General features: G+C 40.5%; 25 protein-coding genes and 1 riboswitch. Of the genes, 17 read left to right on the top strand and 8 right to left on the bottom strand.

The window, feature by feature from the left end; genetic code table 11:
- Nucleotides 1–52 precede the first annotated feature (52 nt).
- The 5 genes from ACIQCO_RS10705 to ACIQCO_RS10685 all read left to right on the top strand — a co-directional run bounded on the left by ACIQCO_RS10705 (nt 53) and on the right by ACIQCO_RS10685 (nt 5,756).
- Nucleotides 53–787 carry an MBL fold metallo-hydrolase gene (locus ACIQCO_RS10705; protein WP_400428331.1) on the top strand — a complete coding sequence of 245 codons (735 nt, stop codon included), beginning with the start codon at nt 53–55 and terminating at the stop codon, nt 785–787.
- A gap of 16 nt (nt 788–803) precedes the next feature.
- Entirely contained in the window at nt 804–1,793 is a 990-nt protein-coding gene (lplA, locus tag ACIQCO_RS10700) for a lipoate--protein ligase (protein WP_400428329.1), read from the top strand.
- 145 nt (nt 1,794–1,938) lie between these two features.
- Nucleotides 1,939–3,501: a fatty acid--CoA ligase family protein gene (locus ACIQCO_RS10695; RefSeq protein WP_400428326.1), complete on the top strand. Its 1,563-nt coding sequence runs from the start codon at nt 1,939–1,941 to the stop codon at nt 3,499–3,501.
- An 80-nt stretch (nt 3,502–3,581) separates the two neighbouring features.
- Nucleotides 3,582–4,358, top strand: a complete 777-nt coding sequence (locus ACIQCO_RS10690; RefSeq protein WP_400428324.1) for an enoyl-CoA hydratase-related protein — start codon at nt 3,582–3,584, stop codon at nt 4,356–4,358.
- Nucleotides 4,359–4,481: 123 nt separating this feature from the next.
- Nucleotides 4,482–5,756: a M48 family metallopeptidase gene (locus ACIQCO_RS10685; protein WP_400428322.1), complete on the top strand. Its 1,275-nt coding sequence runs from the start codon at nt 4,482–4,484 to the stop codon at nt 5,754–5,756.
- An 88-nt stretch (nt 5,757–5,844) separates the two neighbouring features.
- Here the strand turns inward: ACIQCO_RS10685 and ACIQCO_RS10680 are convergent, their stop codons facing one another.
- Complete coding sequence (locus ACIQCO_RS10680; RefSeq protein ID WP_400428320.1) at nt 5,845–6,081, bottom strand: IDEAL domain-containing protein; 237 nt, start codon at nt 6,079–6,081, stop codon at nt 5,845–5,847.
- A 193-nt stretch (nt 6,082–6,274) separates the two neighbouring features.
- Here ACIQCO_RS10680 and ACIQCO_RS10675 point away from each other — a divergent pair, with 193 nt between their 5' ends.
- Nucleotides 6,275–6,850, top strand: a complete 576-nt coding sequence (locus tag ACIQCO_RS10675; protein WP_400428317.1) for a competence protein ComK — start codon at nt 6,275–6,277, stop codon at nt 6,848–6,850.
- A gap of 20 nt (nt 6,851–6,870) precedes the next feature.
- On the opposite strand, the gene ACIQCO_RS10670 is transcribed toward ACIQCO_RS10675, so the two are convergent.
- Nucleotides 6,871–7,236, bottom strand: coding sequence for a YhjD family protein (locus ACIQCO_RS10670; protein ID WP_400428315.1), 366 nt, complete (start codon nt 7,234–7,236; stop codon nt 6,871–6,873).
- A 271-nt stretch (nt 7,237–7,507) separates the two neighbouring features.
- Here ACIQCO_RS10670 and ACIQCO_RS10665 point away from each other — a divergent pair, with 271 nt between their 5' ends.
- The 5 genes from ACIQCO_RS10665 (at nt 7,508) to addA (ending at nt 17,113) form a co-directional block, all read left to right on the top strand.
- Nucleotides 7,508–8,452, top strand: a complete 945-nt coding sequence (locus ACIQCO_RS10665) for an LCP family protein (protein ID WP_400428313.1) — start codon at nt 7,508–7,510, stop codon at nt 8,450–8,452.
- Nucleotides 8,453–8,493: 41 nt separating this feature from the next.
- Nucleotides 8,494–9,159 (top strand): TVP38/TMEM64 family protein, encoded by a 666-nt coding sequence (locus ACIQCO_RS10660; protein WP_400428311.1) that lies wholly within the window; start codon nt 8,494–8,496, stop codon nt 9,157–9,159.
- On the top strand, nt 9,149–9,703 hold the full coding sequence (gene lepB, locus ACIQCO_RS10655) for a signal peptidase I (protein ID WP_400428308.1): 555 nt from the start codon (nt 9,149–9,151) through the stop codon (nt 9,701–9,703). The genes ACIQCO_RS10660 and lepB overlap by 11 nt, the downstream gene beginning before the upstream one ends.
- Nucleotides 9,704–9,864: 161 nt before the next feature.
- A complete protein-coding gene (gene addB, locus ACIQCO_RS10650; RefSeq protein ID WP_400428306.1) occupies nt 9,865–13,338 on the top strand; it encodes a helicase-exonuclease AddAB subunit AddB in 3,474 nt (1,157 codons plus the stop codon).
- Nucleotides 13,331–17,113 carry a helicase-exonuclease AddAB subunit AddA gene (gene addA, locus ACIQCO_RS10645; protein WP_400428304.1) on the top strand — a complete coding sequence of 1,261 codons (3,783 nt, stop codon included), beginning with the start codon at nt 13,331–13,333 and terminating at the stop codon, nt 17,111–17,113. The genes addB and addA overlap by 8 nt, the downstream gene beginning before the upstream one ends.
- A gap of 42 nt (nt 17,114–17,155) precedes the next feature.
- Here addA and ACIQCO_RS10640 read toward each other — a convergent pair whose 3' ends face one another.
- The 6 genes from ACIQCO_RS10640 to ACIQCO_RS10615 all read right to left on the bottom strand — a co-directional run bounded on the left by ACIQCO_RS10640 (nt 17,156) and on the right by ACIQCO_RS10615 (nt 19,261).
- Complete coding sequence (locus ACIQCO_RS10640) at nt 17,156–17,374, bottom strand: spore germination protein (RefSeq protein ID WP_400428303.1); 219 nt, start codon at nt 17,372–17,374, stop codon at nt 17,156–17,158.
- Nucleotides 17,375–17,433: 59 nt separating this feature from the next.
- Nucleotides 17,434–17,823: a spore germination protein GerPE gene (locus tag ACIQCO_RS10635; protein WP_400428301.1), complete on the bottom strand. Its 390-nt coding sequence runs from the start codon at nt 17,821–17,823 to the stop codon at nt 17,434–17,436.
- Nucleotides 17,804–18,010: a spore gernimation protein GerPD gene (locus ACIQCO_RS10630; RefSeq protein ID WP_400428299.1), complete on the bottom strand. Its 207-nt coding sequence runs from the start codon at nt 18,008–18,010 to the stop codon at nt 17,804–17,806. The genes ACIQCO_RS10635 and ACIQCO_RS10630 overlap by 20 nt, the downstream gene beginning before the upstream one ends.
- On the bottom strand, nt 18,007–18,624 hold the full coding sequence (gene gerPC, locus ACIQCO_RS10625; protein ID WP_400428297.1) for a spore germination protein GerPC: 618 nt from the start codon (nt 18,622–18,624) through the stop codon (nt 18,007–18,009). The genes ACIQCO_RS10630 and gerPC overlap by 4 nt, the downstream gene beginning before the upstream one ends.
- 158 nt (nt 18,625–18,782) lie before the next feature.
- Nucleotides 18,783–19,022 carry a spore germination protein GerPB gene (locus tag ACIQCO_RS10620; protein WP_400428295.1) on the bottom strand — a complete coding sequence of 80 codons (240 nt, stop codon included), beginning with the start codon at nt 19,020–19,022 and terminating at the stop codon, nt 18,783–18,785.
- Nucleotides 19,023–19,039: 17 nt separating this feature from the next.
- Nucleotides 19,040–19,261 carry a spore germination protein gene (locus ACIQCO_RS10615; protein WP_066084246.1) on the bottom strand — a complete coding sequence of 74 codons (222 nt, stop codon included), beginning with the start codon at nt 19,259–19,261 and terminating at the stop codon, nt 19,040–19,042.
- Between the two features lie 285 nt (nt 19,262–19,546).
- A riboswitch (cyclic di-GMP riboswitch) is annotated at nt 19,547–19,633 on the top strand.
- A gap of 134 nt (nt 19,634–19,767) precedes the next feature.
- Between ACIQCO_RS10615 and ACIQCO_RS10610 the strand changes: the two genes are divergently transcribed.
- The 6 genes from ACIQCO_RS10610 (at nt 19,768) to cpaB (ending at nt 22,887) form a co-directional block, all read left to right on the top strand.
- Entirely contained in the window at nt 19,768–20,109 is a 342-nt protein-coding gene (locus tag ACIQCO_RS10610) for a DUF192 domain-containing protein (RefSeq protein WP_400428293.1), read from the top strand.
- Between the two features lie 16 nt (nt 20,110–20,125).
- Nucleotides 20,126–20,302, top strand: a complete 177-nt coding sequence (locus ACIQCO_RS10605; protein ID WP_400428290.1) for a Flp family type IVb pilin — start codon at nt 20,126–20,128, stop codon at nt 20,300–20,302.
- Between the two features lie 89 nt (nt 20,303–20,391).
- Nucleotides 20,392–20,889 (top strand): A24 family peptidase, encoded by a 498-nt coding sequence (locus tag ACIQCO_RS10600; protein WP_400428287.1) that lies wholly within the window; start codon nt 20,392–20,394, stop codon nt 20,887–20,889.
- Nucleotides 20,886–21,269, top strand: a complete 384-nt coding sequence (locus tag ACIQCO_RS10595) for a TadE/TadG family type IV pilus assembly protein (protein ID WP_400428285.1) — start codon at nt 20,886–20,888, stop codon at nt 21,267–21,269. The genes ACIQCO_RS10600 and ACIQCO_RS10595 overlap by 4 nt, the downstream gene beginning before the upstream one ends.
- 12 nt (nt 21,270–21,281) lie before the next feature.
- The gene (locus tag ACIQCO_RS10590; protein WP_400428283.1) at nt 21,282–22,199 is read left to right on the top strand and encodes a pilus assembly protein TadG-related protein; all 918 of its coding nucleotides are present in this window, start codon (nt 21,282–21,284) and stop codon (nt 22,197–22,199) included.
- A gap of 10 nt (nt 22,200–22,209) precedes the next feature.
- Nucleotides 22,210–22,887: a Flp pilus assembly protein CpaB gene (cpaB, locus tag ACIQCO_RS10585; RefSeq protein ID WP_400428281.1), complete on the top strand. Its 678-nt coding sequence runs from the start codon at nt 22,210–22,212 to the stop codon at nt 22,885–22,887.

The raw sequence follows: 22,887 nt of genomic DNA, 5'->3' as shown, positions 1-22,887 counted from the left end.
AAACCATTTTTGAGTATATTAAGAGTGAGTATATTGAGATGGAGGAATTTACATGAAACTAACAGTTATTGGTTTTTGGGGCGGATACCCGAAACAGAATGCAGCAAGTTCTGGCTATTTACTTGAATACGAGGGCTTTCAATTATTAATTGATTGCGGCAGCGGAGTTCTCTCCAAATTGCAAAATTTCACTCAGCCTGAAGAACTGGATGCCGTCATCATTTCCCACTACCATCCTGATCATATGGCAGATATCGGTGTCCTGCAGCATGCTAGACTGATTCAAGGTTTTTTAGGTAAGGAATTCCCAACATTGCCACTATATGGCCATGAATTTGACCAACATGAATTTGCCAAATTAACGTATAAAGATATCACAAAAGGGGTTGCCTATGATCCCACTAGTACACTTGCGATAGGCCCATTCCAAGTATCATTTTTAAAAACTAATCATCCTGTCCCATGTTATGCGATGAGAATTGAAGCAGGCGGGAAAGCGATTGTGTACACGGCTGATAGTTCCTTTAAAGAAGAATTTATCGAATTCTGCCGCAATTCCGATGTTTTACTGTGTGAATGCAATTTCTACGGTTATCAAAATGGCAAGTCAGCTGGACATATGAACAGTGTGGAGGCAGGTCAATTGGCAGAAACAGCAGCAGTTAAACAGTTAATTCTCACCCATCTTCCCCATTACGGAAATTTGTCTGATTTAATTAGTGAGGCCTCGGGCGAATATACTGGTATAATTAAACTTGCAGACGAGTTTCTATCAATTTCACTATAAGAAGGGGCAGAATACAATGTTATTTATCGATAATAAAGGCATCACCGACCCACGTATTAATCTGGCGATTGAAGAATATGCGTTGAAAAATCTTGATATCAATGAAACGTATTTATTATTTTACATAAATGAACCATCGATCATCATTGGAAAAAATCAAAACACAATTGAAGAAATTAATACTGAGTATGTAGAGAGTAATGGGATTCACGTTGTTCGCAGGTTATCTGGCGGTGGAGCGGTATACCATGATCTTGGCAATTTGAATTTTAGTTTTATTACGAAGGATGATGGGGAAAGCTTTCATAATTTCCGTAAATTTACGGAGCCGGTGATTGCAGCACTGAATAAATTAGGCGTTAATGCAGAGCTCAGCGGCAGAAATGATATTGAGGTAGAGGGAAGAAAAATTTCTGGAAATGCGCAATTTTCAACAAAGGGAAGGATGTTCAGTCATGGCACCCTGATGCTCAATTCAGAAATAGAGAACGTTGTATCAGCGTTAAAAGTTAAAAAAGATAAGATAGAATCGAAAGGAATTAAATCAGTTCGCAGCCGAGTGGCTAACATTTCCGAGTTTCTAACAGAAAAAATCGAAATGGAAGAGTTCCGCACGCTGCTGCTAACATACATTTTCGGTGGTCAAGAGCAAATATCAGAATACGTGCTGTCGGAAGAGGATTGGGAACAGATTCACCAGCTCTCTAAAGAACGTTACCGAAACTGGGAATGGAATTATGGGAAATCACCCAATTTCAATCTCCAGCACTCCCATCGTTTTCCAGTTGGCTCCATCGATGTCCGTCTAGAAGTAAACAAAGGAATTTTAGAGAATTGTAAAATTTACGGCGACTTTTTTGGTGTCGGTGATGTCAGTGAAATTGAAAACCGCTTAAAGGACATTCGCTATGAAAAAAGCGAAATCGAAAAGGCACTGTCAGAAATTGATACAAGCCATTATTTTGGGAAAATTACAAAGGAAGAATTTATTAACTTAATTTACTAAATGGCAAAAAACACGGTGGAAACACCGTGTTTTTTCTGTAAAAACTGATGTTATACTTGAATACTTAAGATTCTAGCAATATAATATATTTAGAAAATTTTTACGAATTTATGAATGAGTATTCATTCACTAGGGGAGGGAGACCATGAATCTATCATCACAGCTTCATGAGACAGCTAAGAAATTTGCTGATAAACCGGCGTATTATTTTATGGGACAAGCGAGTACGTATGCAGAATTAGATGGGGCGATTACAAAATTCGCTTCAGGCCTTGAAAAACTAGGAGTCAAAAAAGGGGATCATATTGCCTTATTATTGGGGAACTCACCACATTTCGTAATCAGCTTATATGGGGCCCTAAGGCTAGGGGTAACCGTCATTCCTGTAAATCCCATTTATACACCAGATGAAATTGGCTATATTCTAAATAACGGCGATGTGAAAACAGTCGTAGCACTCGATTTAGCGATCCCATTGGCGGAAAAAATTCATTCGCTCCTGCCTAAAGTAGAGCATTATGTATTTTGTGAAACAAGGCCAAACAGTATTGTCCATTCAGAAATTGAAAATCTAACTATTTATCCAAAAATGAAATCGTTTTCAGAGGTTGTTACTGCGGGGGAATTGTCTTTCCAAGGTCCAGATCTAAAGGAAGATGATACCGCGATTATTCTTTATACCTCCGGAACAACCGGAAAACCAAAGGGTGCGATGTTAACTCACAAGAATTTATTTAGCAACGCCAAGGATGTCGGCGAATATTTAAAAATGAATAATGAGGATAGGGTTGTTACGGCGCTGCCGATGTTCCACGTCTTTTGCTTAACGGTATCCCTAAATGCACCGTTAATAAGCGGCGCAACGATGTTAATTGTGCCGAAATTTAGTCCTAAGGAAATTTTTTCGCTTATCAAAGACTATGAAGCTACAGTCTTTGCCGGCGTCCCGACGATGTATAATTTCCTTTATCAATATCCTGAAGGCAATCCTGATGACCTAAAATCTCTGCGTTTGTGCATTTCTGGAGGGGCTTCGATGCCTGTCGCTTTATTAAAGAATTTTGAACAGAAATTTAATGTATTGGTTTCTGAAGGGTATGGGCTATCCGAGGCATCGCCTGTCACAAGCTTTAACCCGCTTGACCGTCCGCGCAAGCCTGGCTCGATTGGCACATCGATTCTAAGAGTGGAGAATAAAGTGGTCGATGAATTAGGGGAAGAGGTCTCTGTCGGCGCAGTTGGTGAACTAATTGTCCGCGGTCCAAATGTGATGAAGGGTTATTATAAAATGCCGGAGGAAACAGCCGCAGCTATTCGCAATGGCTGGCTTCATACCGGTGATATGGCAAGAATGGATGAAGAAGGATATTTCTATATTGTCGACCGTAAAAAGGATTTAATCATCGTTGGCGGCTATAATGTTTATCCACGTGAAGTAGAAGAAGTCATCTACAATCATCCGGATGTAGTTGAAGTCGCTGTTGTTGGTGTTCCAGACCCTGACCAGGGGGAAGCAGTAAATGCCTATGTTGTCAGAAAAAGCCCGGAACTTAACAAGGAGCAAGTCCTCGAATATTGTAAGGAGCACCTTGCTAAGTATAAAGTTCCAACCACGATTGAGTTTTTAGCGGAACTTCCTAAGAACACGACAGGGAAAATATTAAGACGTGCCCTTAAGGCACAGGTTACCCAAGTTGTTGGAAAATAAAATTTATGAAAATTTTTCATATGAAAGGCAGGCATTTAGCCTGCCTTTTTAGAATTAAGTTACTGAAGGGGTGAAAAAAATTGGAGCACATTTTACTTGAGGTAGAAAATCATGCAGCGGTTGTTACTATTAATCGGGCTGAAGCACTAAATGCCTTTAATTATGAGACATTACTTGAATTACAAAGCAAAGTGGAACAAATTCGCATCAATCCAGAAATTCGCGTTGTTCTCTTTATTGGAGCAGGCGAGAAGGCCTTTAGCGTTGGTGCAGATTTAAAAGAACGGAAAAACCTTACAGATGAGCAAGTGAAGCGAAATTTGTTTAAAATCAATGAGGTTTTCAATGCGATTGATCAACTTCCACAGCCAACGATTGCAGCCATTAATGGCTTTGCCTTCGGAGGCGGAATGGAGCTTGCCTTGGCCTGCGATTTTCGCTTTGCTGCACAAGAAGCAATAATGGGTCTAACCGAAACGAGCCTTGCCATTATACCAGGTGCTGGGGGAACACAGCGGCTTCCAAGGCTAATCGGTCAGGCTAGGGCGCTAGAGCTCATCCTGACTGCACGACGGCTGACAGCGGATGAGGCTTTCAACTACGGGCTCCTTACGAGAGTTGTTGAGCGAATAAATTTAGTAAATGAGTGCCTATCCTTTTGCAGACAATTGCTTGCAAATGGTCCAATTGCGCTCCAGCAAGCAAAGTTTGCGATAAAGAATGGGATGAATGCCGACTTAAATACAGGGCTTCAGATTGAACGAAAGGCTTATGAGGTGACGCTTCCGACTGAAGACCGAGTCGAGGCCCTACATGCTTTTTCCGAAAAAAGAAAACCAGTTTTTAAAGGGAAGTAAAACATGGCGGAAGCCATGTTTTTTTAATCCAGCTCCAGCGCTTTTTGTAAATGGCTTGTTCTATTTTATCGCTTTTGTACTAAACTAAGTATAGAGAGGTTGTACACAAAGGGGGACAAAATCATGGTAAGAAAAATGGGGGTCTATGCGGTTTTGGCCTTTGTTCTATATGGATTATTTTTTTATTGGTACTTATTTTATTTTGCCGATACGAAACTGCCATTTGAATATGAGGGATCAAAAGCCGACCCATCAACTTTTCTTAATGGAAGAGAGCTAAGCTTGAGCGAGGATTATTCGAAAATCAGAAACCTCTTGTTTTTCTTATCTACTCCGTTCGAATGGCTTTTCTATTTTCTTATATTATTATTTGGATTCTCAAAGGCATTTAAGCGCTGGGCTGAAGACACTTCTAAGTATAGGCTGCTGCAAACAGCTGTCTATCTAATCTGGCTATCCTTTTTTGCCTTTGTAGCGACATTTCCTTTAAACTATATCAGTTATTCTTTATCGAAAACGTATCATATTTCAACACAATCTTTTGGCTCATGGATGAAGGACGAGTTGATTGACTTTTGGATTAACTATGGGACGTGGTTAATTATCGTCCCAGTTTTATACTGGCTGATGAAGAAAAGTCAAAAGCGCTGGTGGCTTTATGGCTGGCTTCTATCGATTCCGTTTACCTTATTTATGATGTTTCTGCAGCCGGTTGTCATCGACCCGTTACACAATGATTTTTATCCTTTAACAAATAAAGAGCTGGAAACGAAAATTCTAACACTTGCGGACAAGGCAGAGATTCCTGCGAAGCATGTTTTTGAAGTAAATATGGCCAATAAAACAAACGCTTTAAATGCCTATGTAACGGGGATTGGCTCTAACGCTCGAATTGTCCTTTGGGATACGACTTTAAATAGGCTGTCAGATAACCAAATTTTATTTATAATGGCCCATGAAATGTGTCATTATGTCGAGAAGCATATTTATTTCGGGATTGGCGGCTACCTGCTGCTTTCGCTGCTCGGGCTTTATTTGACCTATAGGTTAATGAATTGGGCAGCCCGGCGTTTTGGCAAGGAACTGAAAATCGCCGATATAAGGGATATACGGTCACTCCCATTATTTTTCATGATACTGTCCATGCTGTTATTTGCTGCAAGCCCTTTAACAAATTTGACCTCCCGTTATGAGGAAACACGGGCAGACAGGTATGCGATTGAAATGACCAAAAATCCAGAGGCAGCGATTACCTCGTTTCAGGAATTAACCCGCTCTGGATTGAGCCAGGTGAACCCGCCGCTATTAGTAAAAATTTTCCGTTATACACACCCTTCCATGCTTGACCGTATTTCCAAGCTGGAGGAATACGAGGTAGAACATCGAAATGAACAATAAAAACAAGGCTAAAGACAGTCACGATGTCTTTAGCCTTATTTTTTTCCCATATGAAAAACCGTCATATCGACGGTTCAGTTAGAGTGCGTTAAGTTCCAAATCGTTTATTAATTTCCTTCAGCTGCCCAGATAAACATAAAAATAATTTTTTGTCCCGACGGTCAATGGCCAAGTCAATTTTCCTCAATAATTTTTCTTTTTCAGCCGTTAGCTGGATCTCTGATAGGAGCATGTCGATGTATAAATCTAGGACGAAGTTCTCTTTCATTCGATTGCGTTTCATGGCGCCAAGCTTCATTAATTCGGTGTATGATTTTTCATTCATGAAAATCACCTCTGATGCTTTTTATAATTATATGGATTCTTTGGCTTAATATCAACAAATAATTATAATTTTCTGAAAAATATTTTCTTGACATAAAATTGTGACTAAATTCGCAACACTTCAAAATAAGGAGTGGAATCGGAAACCAGTAGTGGTAAGATATGGTGGATTACAATAAAAGGAGTTGAATGTGTTGCAGGAAAAGTTAATAGAAGATTATGAGATTAATCCTAGTACAATGTTTATTATCCCGGTGAAATACGGAAGTAAAACGTATTCCAAAATTTACGAAGTAGATGATGTGTTTTTGTCTCCGTTAAGCCCATTAGAGATTATCAAAAGGAGCTGCAATTATTTTGGAGTCGATTATGAAAGCAGGAGAAAGGGTTCCCGAAATATAATTGGTAATAAACGAAAGCTTCCGATTGTAGTTGAATTATTCAACCATCTCCTCTTTTTCCCTACACTATCACCGTGTAGCAAGGAGTGTATTTGGATTGCCTATAAACATGTGAAGGATTATCAGCGTATCGGGCCACAAGAGTCATTAATCATTTTCTATAATAAACAATCCCACCGCTTCCCAGTTCCGAACTCAACAATTGAGGCGCAAATGTTTAAAACCTCGTTATTAAAAACACAACTTATGCAGAGAATAGAAAATAATGAGAAAAGGCTAAGTTATATATCGAGCAGAACTAAACTGCCGCAGGCATTAGAAACCACTCGTCAATACTACAGTGAGTTTCATGTGAAGAAACCGAAATAAGTGCTCTTATTTTTCTTACGCTAACGGGATAGGTGTTTTTTTAATAAATAAGCCTCCATTAATTCTTGAACCTTGTTGCGAATTCTTGGGTTAAAGTAATTATGGTTTTCTTCATATCCTTTATAGATAAACAGGAACATCGTAAAGGCATCGTCCCGTTTAGTTTCAATGACTTGAAGTTTATTCTTTTTCAGATACTGTTTTACCTCAGAAAGTTCCTTCTGCACATCCTTCATCGCTTCTTCGATTAAATCCAAATATGGCTTCTTTAATTTAAAGGGCGCATTTTCCACCACAGACAAATCTCGGTTTAAGACGATTAGTACCATCGGTAAATAAATAGCCTTCTCCATAATGTCACGATCTTCCTCAGGAATTCTAGTCATTCTGCCACCCGCACCTTTCTATATTATCGAACTAATGTTCCTATATAATTTTACAAAAAAGAATCGTTAAAAGCAATAGAACTTTTCCTCTAGAAGCTCGTCGATAATTGACGAGCTTTCTTTGTTGCAAAATTTGGCCAATATATGAGAAAGTTTTTATTAATAGAAGGATATCTGATAGGGGAAAATGAATTATATGAAGAATCCACGAAAAGGAAAAAACAGTCATATAGAGGCGAAGTTCAAATCAAGAGCGAATGGGTGGTAAATAATGAGGGCAGACAAACATCAACGTAAAAAGAAAAAGAGAAGATGGACATCCATTTTGCTTGTATGCCTATTACTAATCGGTGCAGTTGCAGGGTATGCTTATTTTCAGTTTAAACAAGGTGTTAACCAATCATTAAAAAAAATTAATAATGATAATAAACAAGCAAATGAGGTCTACACTTTTGAAGGGAAGAAAGATCAGTATGGGGATACCAATATCCTTTTGCTTGGCAGTGACGCAAGGGGAAAAGAAAAGGCCCGAGCGGATACAATCATGATCGCTCATTATAACGAAGACAAAGGGACATTTAAGCTGACTTCTATTATGAGGGATAGTTACGTGGAAATTCCGGGACATGGCAAGCATAAAATCAATTCCGCCTTTGCCCGCGGCGGTCCGGAATTGATGAGGAAGACGATTAAACAGAATTTTGATATCGACCTGCAATATTATGCAATTGTCGATTTTGATGGCTTTGTCCAGCTGATTGACGAAGCTTTCCCGAATGGTGTCGAAATTAATGTGGAGAAAAAGATGGAGAAAAATATTTATATGACGTTAGAGCCAGGTCTGCAAAGATTGAATGGTACACAAATGCTTGGCTATGTTCGCTTCCGGCATGATGCCATCGGTGATTTTGGAAGGGTAGAACGTCAGCAAAAGGCAGTCAAGGCGATTAGAGAGCAATTAAGCGGATTTCAAACGATTACCAAACTCCCCAAATTAATAGGTGTCCTCAGTCCATACGTAAATACAAATATGGATCCTACGGATGCGCTATTTATGGGGAAGGACTTCCTTTCTAGTAGTAGAGGCACAATGGCAACACTAAGGATACCGGTCGAAAATAGCTTTACGGAACCGCGAATACAAGGGGAAGGAGCCGTTTTGGATATTGATGTTGAAAAAAACAAAGAGGCACTCCATCAATTTATTACCCAGTAATATCGTTCAAATCAACTAAAGAAGAATGTAAGGAGATTCGGATGGACTTTGAATCATTAAAAGCGTGGCTAACACTTGAAAATATTATGAGTCTCATACAGGAATATCGAGCCTTAGGTCCATTACCAGGTATCTTGCTTATCGTCATTGAAGCATTTTTGCCGTTTCTCCCATTATTTTTATTTGTAATGGCCAATGCAAATGCCTTTGGACTTTGGCTCGGATTTTTATATTCATGGCTTGGAGCGTGTTTCGGCGCATTCTTGGTTTTTATGCTAATTAGGAAATATGGGCAAAAAAGGATATTCACTTTTTTATCCAAGCACCCGAAGGTCCGAAAGCTGATGGACTGGGTGGAACGCAATGGATTTGGGCCGCTCTTTTTACTGCTATGTTTTCCATTTACACCATCAGCAATCGTAAACATTGTTGCTGGGCTCTCGAAAATTAGAACGGCCCAATATATGCTGGCCGTGTGCATCGGTAAAATGGTGATGATTTTTACGATGAGCTTTATTGGTTATGATATTCGTTCATTGATTACTCAGCCCTATCGGACCGTTTTGGTATTCATTATTATTCTCATTCTTTGGTTTGTTGGCAAAAGAATTGAAGGAAGAATGAATAAGGCCATGGAAAATGACCATAATGATGAAATAGATAGAAACAAAGATAAGGAGAAAAGGAGGAGCTCCAATGAAAATTGAATGGAAAAAGGAAGGCCTGGAATGGGTTAAGGCATTTGCAATCGGAATTATTATTTTTGCGTTTATTCGGACCTTTTTCTTTTCCAACTATGTAGTAGAAGGTGAGTCAATGATGCCGACCTTGCAGGATGGAAATAAGCTGGTGGTCAATAAGCTTGGTTACCAAGTTGGCGAGTTGAATCGCTTTGATGTCATTGTGTTTCACGCCAATGCGAAAGAAGATTTTGTCAAACGGATTATTGGACTTCCAGGGGATAAGATTGAATATCGCAATGATGAGTTATATATTAATGGGCATAAGTATGAGGAGCCATTCTTACGTGTTTATAAACAAAAAGCACCTGGAATGAAGATAACGGGTGATTTCAGCTTGAAGGAACTTACCGGAGAAAATAAGGTGCCTGATGGAAAATTATTTGTGCTTGGGGATAATCGATTAGGCAGTTGGGACAGCCGCCAATTCGGCTTCATCGCTACTGCCCAGGTTGTTGGAAAAGTGGACTTGCGTTACTGGCCGCTAAATGAAATGAATATTCATTTTTAACATTTCACTAAAGAAGCACGATTGTTTAAATCGTGTTTTTTGCTTGTTATTTTCCAATTTTGGAGTGAATCTCTATACCACGTTCCAAACGCCTGTGCTTATTTTATGGTAGAATGAGAGATACGTAGTTTATCAGGAAAGTGGGAAAGCGGGGGAAGTTGATGTCATTAAGAATGGTAATTGGGCGTTCAGGAAGCGGTAAAACAGCGATGTTTCTTGATGAAATAAAAAAAAGGTTAATCGAAGACCCAAAAGGAACACCGCTTATTTATCTCGTGCCTGAACAAATGACGTTTCTATCAGAATATCGCTTAGCAACAGACCCAAGCGTTGGCGGGATGATTCGAGCACAGGTGTTTAGTTTCTCCCGTTTAGCATGGAGAATTCTGCAGGAAACAGGCGGGATTAGCCGTTTACATTTAAGCAGTGTCGGGATGAGTATGTTAATTCGGAAAATAATTGACGAGAATATTGAACAGTTAAAGCTATTTCAGCGGGCGGCAGATAAAAATGGCTTTGTCCAGCAAATAGAACAAATGATCACCGAATTTAAACGGTATTGCATCACACCCGAAGAGCTGACAATGGGGTCAGTAAATTCTAAAGCGTTACAAGATAAATTAACTGATTTAGAAATTATTTATCAACGATTTGAAGATGAGATTTTTGGTAAATATATTGATTCAGAAGATTATTTTCGACTCTTAGCCGAGAAAATTACAGCTTCTGAGTACTTAAAAGAGGCAGAAATTTATATTGACGGTTTTTATCATTTTTCACCGCAGGAATATCGTGTGATGGTGGAATTAATGAAACATTGTAAAAGTGTGTCCATCGCCATGACGACAGATCGTCTTGCCTTCGAGTCGGCAGCGGACGAACTTGATTTGTTCCGTGCAGCAAGCGAAACGTGTTACATCATTTATGAATTGGCAAAATCCGCGGACATTGAAATCGCTAAACCGCTAATCTTACAAGAGCAAAAAAAGTGGAATCAGCCTTCTTTACGTTATTTAGAGGAAAGATTTGATGCGCGGCCAGTAGCTGCCTTTCATGGGGAGACAGCGATTCATATTGGTCAGGCTGTCAATCGAAGAGCTGAGATTGAAGGGATTGCCCGCGAAATTCGTGAAATAGTCCGGACAAAGGGTTACCGCTACAGAGATATCGCCTTATTAATTAGAAATGGCGGCGATTATCATGAAATCGTTGAGCCGGTTTTTGCCGATTATCAGATTCCCTATTTTATCGATCAAAAGCGAACGATGCTGAATCATCCTCTTATCGAATTGATTCGCTCAAGTCTTGAAGTAATTAATTCTTACTGGCGCTATGAACCTATATTTCGAGCAATCAAAACAGACCTGCTATATCCTTTGCAGGAAAATCCTAATAAAATGCGTGAGAAGATGGACAAGCTGGAAAACTTTTGTCTAGCTTACGGAATCAATGGGAGTAAATGGACAAAAAAGGACCGTTGGATTTATCGGCGCGTACGAGGGCTAGAATTAGAGGCGAATGTCCAAACAGATGCAGAAAAAGTGATTGAACAAGAATTAAATGAATTAAAGCTAATGATTACTGCACCGATTTTGCGGCTGTCGAGACGGTTGAAAAAGGCAGACTCCGGTCAAAAGCTATGCGAAGCTGTTTATTTATATTTAGAAGAATTAGATATTCCAGAGAAGCTTGAAAACTGGAAAGCAGCTGCCGAAGAAAAGGGCAATCTTGTTCGGATGCGTGAGCACGAACAAGTGTGGAATGCTGTCATTGATCTGCTTGACCAATATGTAGAAATACTTGGTGAAGAGCAAATTACGTTAAAATCGTTTGCCACTATCTTAGAGGCAGGATTTGAATCATTACATTTTTCCCTCATCCCTCCAGCACTTGACCAGGTCCTGATTGGCGATTTAGAAAAATCAAGGCTAAATGAAATGAAAATTGTTTTCGTCGCTGGGGTAAATGAAGGGATATTGCCTGCAAAGATTTCCGATGAAGGAATATTGGCAGATGAAGACAGAGAAATGCTTGTAGCTGCCGGGATTCATGTCGCACCAAGCAGCCGCACCCGCCTGCTTGATGAAAACTTTCTAGCTTACAAAGCCTTTACGGCACCATCTGATAGGCTTTATGTCAGTTATCCACTTGCAAATGACGAAGGAAAGTCGTTAATTCCTTCTTCGTATATTAAACGGTTAAAAGACATGTTCCCGGACGCAAGCGAACTTTTCTATGTGACAGATCCTGCTGAATTGCCTGAAAAAGGTCAGCTAAGCTTTATATCTAATTTTACCACCGCGTTGTCCTACCTCAATGCCCAGCTTCAATTAAAAAAGCGGAACTATCCAATTTCAAATTTATGGTGGGATGTATATAACTATTATCTTGAGGGTCCGTGGAAAAACAAGGCTCAAAAGGTATTTTCCAGCTTGTTTTATGCCAACAGGACCATCCCTCTTTCGGAAGAAATAGCGAATGACTTATATGGGGAGAGCATCCAGGCAAGTGTTTCTAGAATGGAATTATATAACTCCTGCGCCTTTTCGCATTTTGCCCAACATGGTCTGAGGCTTCGTGAACGGCAAATTTTCCGCTTAGAGGCACCTGATATTGGCGAGCTATTTCATGCAGCCTTAAAGCAGATTGCTGATACTGTAAATGAACAAAAGATGTCCTGGGCAGGATTAACAAGGAAACAATGTGAAGACCTTTCTAAAGAAGCGGTTAAGACATTAGCACCCAAGCTGCAGCACGAAATATTACTGAGCTCAGAACGCCATCATTATATTAAACGCAAATTAGAGCAAATCATTACCCGTGCCTCCTTCGTCTTGAGTGAGCATGCAAAGGTAAGTGGATTCTCGCCAATTGGTTTGGAACTTGGCTTTGGACCTAATGGAAAGCTGCCGCCGTTATCCTTCACATTGAAGAATGGCAAGAGAATGGAATTGGCCGGGAGGATTGACAGAGTCGATCAAGCAAAAGCTGAAGACGACAGTGTGTATTTACGGGTCATCGATTATAAATCAAGTGAAAAGGATGTCAATTTAAGTGAAGTGTATTATGGGCTTGCATTGCAAATGTTAACCTATCTTGATATTGTTGTCACCCACTCCAATGAATTAGTGGAAATGAAAGCAAGCCCGGCAGGAGTCCTTTATTTCCACGTCCATAATCCATTTATCAACGCGTCCAAAATGCTGACAAATGATGAAATTGAAAACGAAATGATGAAAAAGTTTAAAATGAATGGGCTGATGCTAAGCGATCAAAATGTCATTCAGCTCATGGATCAATCGCTGGAATCCGGAGATTCGCAAATTATTGCTGCCGGAATAAAGAAAGATGGAAATTTATCAAAAAAATCAAAAGTCGCAAGTATGGATGAATTTGCTGATCTAAGACACTATGTCCGTAATTTATATCAAAAAACAGGCAACGCGATTATCGAGGGTCAAGTTGGCATTACACCTTATAAGCTAAAGGACAAAACACCATGTAAGTTTTGTGCCTATAAATCGGTATGCCAATTCGATGAATCGCTTGAAAATAATCAATACAGGATTCTCACTCCGCAATCGAAGGAAGCTGTTTTGGAGCGAATTAGAAGCGAGGTAAGCAAAAATGAGTAATTTCGTCATTCCACCGATGCCGGAAGGTGCCAATTGGACGGACGACCAATGGAAAGCGATTATGGCAAGGGACAAAGATATTCTTGTTGCTGCGGCTGCAGGTTCGGGAAAAACGGCTGTCCTTGTAGAGCGGATTATCCAAAAGATTCTTTCTGTTGAAGCCCCGGTTGATGTTGATGAACTGTTAGTCGTAACATTTACGAACGCTTCAGCAGCAGAAATGCGTCACCGGATTGGTGAAGCATTAGAAAAGGCCATTGATCAAGATCCAGGATCCCGGCATTTAAGAAAACAGCTTAGTTTATTGAATAAAGCAGCGATTTCAACGCTTCACTCCTTTTGTATGGAGGTCATTCGTAAATATTATTACCTAATCGACGTTGATCCCGGATTCCGCATCGCCGATGAAACAGAAGCGCAGTTAATCAGAGATGAAGTAATCGATGAGTTATTTGAAGAGGAATATGGAAAAAAAGATAATGAGTCATTTTTCAACTTAGTAGATTCGTTTACCAGTGATCGAAGCGATGCTGCCGTGCAAGATATCGTACGTTCAATCTACGATTTTGCTCGTTCGAGTCCGCTGCCAGACCAGTATTTACATGAAGTCGTATCGATGTATGATGTGGGAGAAATGACAAATGTAGAGGATCTTCCCTTTATTCAGTCGCTTCTATTTGATGTTAAATTACAGCTTGAAGCAGCTAAGGAAATGATTACTAGAGGTTTAGAGGTAACGAAGCTTCCAAACGGACCGGCACCAAGAGCGGAAAATTTTTCGGATGACATAGAAGTGATTGATACATTAATAATGGCACAGCAGGACTCGTGGGCGACGCTGTATCAAGCGATGCAAACCTGGTCTTTTTCAAGGGCGAAACCGCTGAAGAAGGATCAGTATGATAAAGAATTATCAGAGAAAGCTCAAAAGCTCCGCGATAAAGCAAAGAAAAAAATCCAAGACATTAAGAATGAACTCTTTTCTCGAAAACCTGAAAGTTTTTTACGAGATTTGGCAGAGATGCGCCCATTAGTCGAAACACTTGTCCATCTTGTCAAAGAATTTTCCGTCCGTTTTGAAAAGGTAAAAAGAGAAAAAGGTCTTGTTGACTACTCCGATTTGGAGCATTACTGTTTGGACATATTGACAGAAGAAATTTCGGCTGAAGGAGAATTTCTTCCATCGGAAGCAGCACTTGCATATAAAAAGCACTTTAACGAGGTATATTGTGATGAGTATCAGGACGTAAATATGGTGCAGGAAACGATTTTACGGCTGGTAACAAAAGAAGAAGAGCAGAATGGCAACCTGTTCATGGTCGGAGATGTCAAGCAATCCATCTATCGTTTCCGTTTGGCTGAGCCCAATCTTTTTTTAGGAAAGTATAGCCGCTTTAGGGTGGATGGCGAGGCATCAGGACTCCGAATTGATTTAGCCCGTAATTTCAGAAGCCGCAAAGAAGTTCTCGATGGCACCAATTATTTATTCAAACAAATCATGGGCGTCAAGGTCGGCGAAATTGACTACGATGAGGCGGCCGAATTACGAAATGGTGCACCATATCCTGAGGATGAGCTGTTTCCAGTAGAGGTCATGCTGATTGATCAAAAGGCTGAAACAATTGAAACACTTTCAGATAGTGAAGCAGAGTCGGAAGCGGAGCTGCCTGCCGAGTTTGATGCGGCTGATCTTGAACAGTCTCAATTAGAAGCAAGAGTGATGGCGGCGAAAATTAAAGAGCTGGTCGCAAACGGAGCACCGGTTTATCATGCGAAAACGAAGTCCAGCAGGCCGATGATGTATCGGGATGTGGTGATTCTGCTTCGTTCGATGACGTGGGCGCCACAAATCATAGAGGAGTTTAAGCAACAAGGGATTCCGATATATGCGAACCTATCAACTGGTTATTTTGAAGCAACGGAAGTGGCAGTGATGATGGCGCTGCTTCGGGTTATTGATAATCCCTTCCAGGACATTCCGTTAGCGTCTGTACTACGGTCGCCTATCGTTGGTTTGAACGAGGAGGAACTGGCAAAAATTCGCATCCATCAAAAACGAGGCTCGTTTTGGGAGGCGGTTTCTTCCTTTTGCAGGAGTAAGGAGGCCGAAGCTACGGAGTTTTTTTATGAAAAGGTCCGCCAGTTTTATGACTTACTAAAAGAGTGGCGGGGCATTGCGCGTCAAGGGGCGCTGTCTGAACTTATTTGGCAGCTCTACCGAGATACACAGTTCTATGATTTTGCCGGCGGACTGCCTGGAGGAAAGCAGCGCCAGGCAAATTTGAGAGCCTTATATGACAGGGCGCGGCAATATGAACAAACCTCTTTCCGCGGACTGTTTCGATTTTTACGCTTTATCGAGCGGATGACAGAAAGAGGAGATGACCTCGGGGCAGCAAGGGCACTTGGCGAGCAGGAGGATGTAGTCCGGATTATGACCATTCATAGTAGTAAGGGACTTGAATTTCCCATTGTGTTTATCGCTGGAATGGCGAGGAACTTTAATATGTCTGATATTCGTAAACCATATATGCTCGATAAAGAATACGGATTTGCGGCAAAGTATGTAAATGCTGAAAAACGGATTTCCTATCCATCGCTGCCGCAGCTTGCATTTAAGCGTAAGAAGAAAATGGAAATGCTAGCCGAGGAAATGCGCGTTTTATATGTAGCCATGACGAGGGCTAAAGAAAAGCTCTACATGACAGCAACACTAAAAGATGCCATGAAAAAAATCGACCAATGGAATGACGTTTTATCTAATACAGAATGGCTGTTAAAGGATTATGAGCGAGCGTCGGCAATGAGTTATATCGATTGGGTTGGAAGAGCGCTTATCCGTCATCATGATTGCACCGATTTAAGGGTGACAGGAGAGACCAATATGTTTGTTCCGGAAGAAATCACTCGACATCCTTCCTCCTGGAAAATTTCTTTAATGAATGCAGAAGAAATCCAAAAACAAGAAATGGCGGTAAAAGAGGAAGACGATCAATTCTTGGAGCGAGTCAAAAATGGACAAACGGTCCCGGCAGCTTCAGTTTTCGCCGCTGAGGTAAAGGACCGGCTGACATGGGACTATGCCTTTTCAAGTGCTGCAGTCCACCGCTCCAAACAATCGGTTTCTGAAATGAAGCGCCAAAGGGAAATGGTGGACGAGCAAAGTGGTACCGAGCTAGTTCGCCGCTTTAAAAAGTCAATCAGCAAACGGCCTAAGTTCATGCAGGAGAAATCTTTAAGCCCTGCTGAGCGGGGGACAGCCATGCATATGGTGATGCAGCATGTCGATTTGACTCAGAAAGTTAGTGAAGAAACGATTAACGCACAGGTAATCTGGATGATCCAAAATGAATTGTTAACCCCTGAGCAGGCTGAAGTCATTGACAGCAAATTGATTGTTCAATTTTTCAACTCCCATTTAGGGCAAAGATATTTTCAAGCTAAAGCTATCCATCGGGAGATTCCGTTTACCCTTTCGTTACCTGCCCATGAAGTTTACCCAGGTTGGATAGGGGATGACGAATCGATTTTTGTCCAAGGGATAATTGACTGCATTCTTGAGGATGAAAAGGGTTTAGTATTGATTGATTATAAATCAGATGGAATAACTGGCCGTTACAAAGGCGGATTTGACCAAGCCAAACCAATCCTTGAAGACAGGTACAGGCTCCAAATTAATTTATATACAAAGGCCATCCAACAAATTTGGAACAGAAAAGTCACGGAAAGATATTTATTTTTCTTTGATGGGGCTCATATTTTAAAAGTCGAGTAAGAACAAAAAAATGACATAGACCGTGAAGGTTTATGTCATTTTTTAATTGTTACCTGCAATCGGCTGATCAATTAAATTCGTATCAAGTGTATTTGTACCACTAATCCCATTATTCGTGATAATGAAGCCGCCGGTATTAAATCCTCCAGAGCCGGCAAAGGTTTTCGTGCTGCTTTTTGGAGAGATATAAAGCGTATCTCCAAACTGAACAATACCTCCGCCTACATTAATGATTTGAACTGGACCAATAATCGCTGGCATAAAAAACATCCTTTTCCATATGAACTATCCAGGTTTTTGCTTTACAGTAACATATGCGGTTATCTTATGTCCTGTTCATGACCTTCTAGCAGAAGCTGGCGGATATGCTTTACTCTAACCTCCATCGATACTGTTTGACTGTTGCCAACATGTAAAATCGATGAAGAAGAAACGGCAATGACATTAATCTTATTAACTTTTATAATCGGATTTAGATTATGTCGTACGATAGAAATTTTTTCAGTGATTGGCGGCAATGGCAGTGGCCTTTTAAATACTGGATAGGAAGGAAAGTTTCCTTCGTCTCCGAAGAATATTTCTGCTTCCCTTTGCACTGCAAGTGCTCTCGAGAATCCATTAAGGATACATGAATCTCCTAACTGAATAACGGAGCAGAATGCTACCTGCTTTACTTGCAGGCTGTCGACACTAGAGGTTCGGGTCAGCATAGCCAGGGGTCACATCCCGTTCTAACGGGACAAATGGCCCAATTATTAATGACTCTGGCGGTGTGTCAAACGCAGATGTCAGTTGAATGGTTTCCGTATCTCCAATCATAAATACTGAGGAGCTCGCCACAGCTGTGATTTTAATATGATCGACATGGAGGACGCGGTTATAAACTTCAAAGTTCATTCCATCTTCATTCCTTTCACATTCTCAGGTAAATTATTTAAAAAGGCTAGGACACCATTTTGAATTTCCTGTTTTATTGCTTCAATGACTCTTTTCTCAATGGGTATGGTCTGATTAGCGGAATGTGCATTGGCTGTATTCGCTGTTAGATGATAGTTAATCCTGTTTGGAAGTTGTTTGATGATATCTTCCTTAATAAAGGATAAGTAGGATTCATTTGGCGGAATGGCCAAGTTCCTTTGCGTATCAGCAATGATTAGTGGTAAGTCAGTTTCTAAATATTCATGAATGCTCTCTTCAATTTCCATTGATAATCGCATTTGATCTTTAGGGGAAAATGGGGTTTTTAATGATTGATTTTGTACGGAAAAGTCCTCTATTCCGGACATGTCGTTAGGATTTAAGCCAATATTTAGAGTACCTTCAAGGGTCTCGACCTTCAATTGATCAAATTTATATTCAATTGTATCTACATGAATGGTTGGCTTTTCCCTTACTTGTTTCAACTCACCCTGAAACTTTTGAATGGTCTGTTCTAAAACCGCAATCCTCTTTTCTTGTGCTTGAATACACATCTGCAGCCATTGAAGGTATTGGTAAACATCCTGATACACGTAAATCACCTCGTCTGCGAATCGCCTTTTCTGCTTGTGTTCTAACTATATGCAGCAACTCATTTGGATTTGCTGATTTTCCACAAGTTCATAAGGCGGACAAGGTTTTCTAATTGTCTAGGAGAAGGGGCTGACCAAGGCACTTACGCTTTTTGTTCTTATCTGACTGGGGCTTGCAAAGGGACTGCAGGTGCTAATAATTGCTCCTGAATTTCACCCACGATTTGTCCTCCTGGTTTTATTCCTGCTGGCGCCGGTTTTGTGAAGCCCCCCGTATTGTATAGATGGGCACTAGGCTTTATGATTCCAGCACTCCCGATTTGCAGGACAGAGGAATTGGTAATCCCGCCAATTTTTATGAAATGTATCTGAATGGACTGCTGGATATAAAAATTCATGAAAGACCACCCGTTCATTACATATTAAGGAAATTATTTTGATCAATAACATCCGGATCTGAAGTATTCGTTGAACTTAATCTATTGTTAACATCTACTTGATCACCAGTGTTAAAGGAACCAGCTCCTGAGAATGTTTTAGCCGTAGCAAATGGCATTATTTTATAGACATCGCCAATGTGAAAAACAGAACTATTCCCAAGTGTAATGACCTGTGCAACTCCAACAATCGCTGGCATGAACAACACCCTTTATGATTATTTCTCTTTATATCCTATGTATGGGCGATTGTAATGTGATTCGTTCGCCTAATTTAGGTGGAAATCCCCAGAAGAAAATTACCATTACCATCTGAAAAAATAACTATATTCGCACCAATCGCGTAATTTGTTAGGGTATTAATATAAAAATAGGTATAATTACCTATTATATTCGATATAAAATGAGAATTTAGTAGGATATTCGATAAGGTTAAAACGTACTATTATGTGAGTAAGAGATCAGTTGGAAAAATAAACACTGAATCTCGATAAAGGCAAAGCTGATGAAAATCAGTGACGCAAAGCTACAGGGGCTAAGGTGCGAAAGCACTACGCCAGCCAGTTACCGAAAGATCAGGGTGTTTCATATTAGATATTCTATTGTCTGCATGGGTGTATGCCTATGTGTTCATTGATGTTCTATGTTTATTAACCCCCCTTTCGGTAAAGGCGGGGTTATTTCAATTTTCCGGAGGTGAAAATCAGTGAAAGTCGTGAATCTGTCAAACGGAGCGGAACTGGCCAGCCAGGTTACAGCAGCGGACACCTTTTTTAAACGATTAAAAGGGCTGATGTTTTCGAAAAGCTTGCCAGCAGGACACGGCTTGTTAATCCAACCCTGCCAATCCATTCATACCTACTTCATGAACTATTCCATCGATGTTATTTACTTAAGCAAAGAGTTTGAAATTGTCGGCTTGGACGAAACGGTAAAGCCTGCAAAAGTTGGGAAGTTTCACAGAAAAGCACAGTCCGTATTAGAACTGCCTGCAGGAACGATACGCGAAACAGGAACGAAAATCGGAAATTATCTAACTACTAAATGAAAAGGGGTTTTTACAAATGATGAAAAAAATGAAAGCTTTATTAACGGAAGAACAAGGACAAGGGATGACTGAGTATGGGTTGGTGTTAGGACTTATTGCGGTTGGGGTTGTAGCGGTACTTATTACAATGCGCACAGAAATCGAATCTTTGTTTAATAGAGCAGTCACTGCAATTTCAGGAGCTGGCAGCTAATCCATTTAGAAATAAGTTGGAAATAAAGTACTATACAGCCTTGCGTTCAAACCAAACGTGAGGCTCTTTTCTTGAAAGGAGAAGGCATTGTGTGGAGTTCTAGTTTATTAATCGTTCTGCTAATCATATGTGTCATTACTGACCTGAAGGAACGAAAAATCTACAATGCTGTGTTATTTCCGTTTTTATTAGCAGCATTAATTCTTCATGCCTTTATCGGGGGAATACAAGGTGTTACAGACGTTCTTCTGGGTACCGCAGTTGGTTTAGGCATTTTATTAATCCCTTATCTTCTTGGCGGCATGGGTGCAGGTGATGTAAAGCTTCTTGCCGTTATTGGCGGAATAAAAGGGATTGGCTTCGTGTTGATGGCCTCTATTTATATGGCTTTAGCAGGTGGGATCATCGCTATTTTTGTCCTCCTATTTCGCAAAGGCTTCTTGACTCGAATCCTGTACTTTTTCCAAGGTCTCAGGCATGGAGTCCGGCTTTCTCTTTTTGAAGATAAAACAACCTTTCCATACGGAGTTGCGATTGCCGCAGGTGCCGTATTCCAAATTTTTTTCCCTGGGGTGCTCTCAGTATGAAACGGGATGAGCGCGGCCAATCGATGGTAGAAACAGCTCTTTTACTTCCGATATTTTTATTAATTTTAGTTGGAATTCTAGATTTTGGACGTTTAACGTACTCCTATGCCCATTTGCATATGGCTGCTCAGGAAACCGTTCGCCTTGGCGGTTTAGGTAAAAAAGACACAGCCATCTCTTCCTTCGCCCATAACTATGTACATTTAGGCGATACGACCAAATTGCAGGTGGATATAGCGCCCAAAGATACGGTCAGGAAATCGGGGGATTATGTCAAAGTAACGCTACGCTATCCTTTTCAATTTTATACACCGTTTGTTTCAAAGCTTTTCCCTTCAAAATTTTTGATTGAAACGGATTCCACGATTCGCGTTGAATAGGGGGTGAATGTAGTGCTTCAGGTAATAAAAAGAATCGTAAAGGAAGAACAAGGAAATACCCTTTTCTTTGGCGCAATCTCCTTAATGGTTATCTTGTTCATAGCGGGCTTAGCATTAGATGGAAGTTTACTCTATATGAAAAAAAGCCAATTGCAAAAAGAAGCCAATGCTGCTGTTCTTTCAGGAGCGCAGGAGCTTACAACCACTGAGCAAAAGGTGACCGGTACGGTTCAAACAATCTTAAATGCACATAAGGACACAACCGCTATGTCGAAGCTAGATATTAAGATGGGGGAAAAGGTGGCGTTAACGTTAACGAAACCAGTGAATCTTACATTTGCCCGCCTGTTTGGAATAGAGAAAGTGAATGTAAAGGCACGTGCGGCTTCCGGATTGAATGCGATTGGAAAGTCAATCGGGGCAGCACCGTTAGGAATCGATGAAAGTATTTCACTACAATATTATAAAGAATATAAATTAAAGGTTGATTCATCAGACTCGATATCAGGGAATTTTGGGGTCTTAGCTCTTGGCGGGCCAGGGGCAAAGACATATGAACAAAACTTACGTGATGGCTATCAATCTGAGATAAGGATCAACGATATTATTAATACAGAAACGGGAAATATTGCCGGAAAAACGAGAGATGTGATTAATCAGCGGGTCAATGGCTGCTCTCAGCCCCCTGGTGATTACAGTCTCCGTCAATGTTCAAGGATTATACTTGTCCTTGTCTATAAACCTTATAATTATACCAGTGGTCAAATGAAACAAATACAGGTGACAGGTTTTGCCTATTTTTATATCACAACGCCCATGAGTACAAACGATACCTCTATTACAGGAGTCTTTATCAAAAGAGCAGGGGAAGGCACATATGTTGAGGGTGCTAAGGACCGAGGAGCATACAGCATACGACTAACGGAGTAGGTGAGGCAATATGAAATCAAAAATGGTCTTAATGCTATCACTTATTATGGGGATCATTACAACCTTTTTGTTTTTCCAATATACAAAGCAAATGAAGACTGAAAAGACCACTGCTATTCAAACGGTAGCTGTAGTGGTAGCAAAAGAAAGAATCGAAAAGAATGAAAAGATTTCATCAGCTAAGCTTGAAATTGTGCAAATGCCGGAAAATAGTGCCCTCCCCGAAGGAGTCAAAACAATTCCGGAAGCAGAAGGAAAGCTTGCCAACTCGATGATTGAAAAAGGCGAACCGGTGCTTTCACATCGGCTTGGCACTGAGAAGGAAGAAGGAGTCTATGTTTCAAGAAAGGTGAAGGAGGGCTACCGGGCGATTTCAATCGGAGTTGATATTAATCAATCGGTTACAAACCTAATTGAGCCTGAGGACGAAGTAGATGTAATTTTTACGAAAATAACGATGGATCCAGCTAAGCAACCTGTATCGCAATCGATGATTTTGCTGAAGCAGGTAAGGGTCTTAGCGGTAGGAAGAAAAATGCTGACGCCGGAAGATACAAAGGAGCCTTATACAGAATATAGTTCAATAACCATAGAGTTAAAGCCGGAAGATGCCATGAAGCTTGTTAATGCAAAAGAAGAGGGGAAAATTCATTTCATTCTGAATAAACGACCATTAGTTAGAGAATAA

It is taken from the genome of Neobacillus sp. NPDC093127 (assembly GCF_044754175.1).
In the GTDB taxonomy this organism is placed as follows: Bacteria; Bacillota; Bacilli; order Bacillales; family Cytobacillaceae; genus Neobacillus.
Note: the sequence above shows the minus strand (reverse complement) of the source record. Positions and strands in the feature narration are given on the sequence as shown.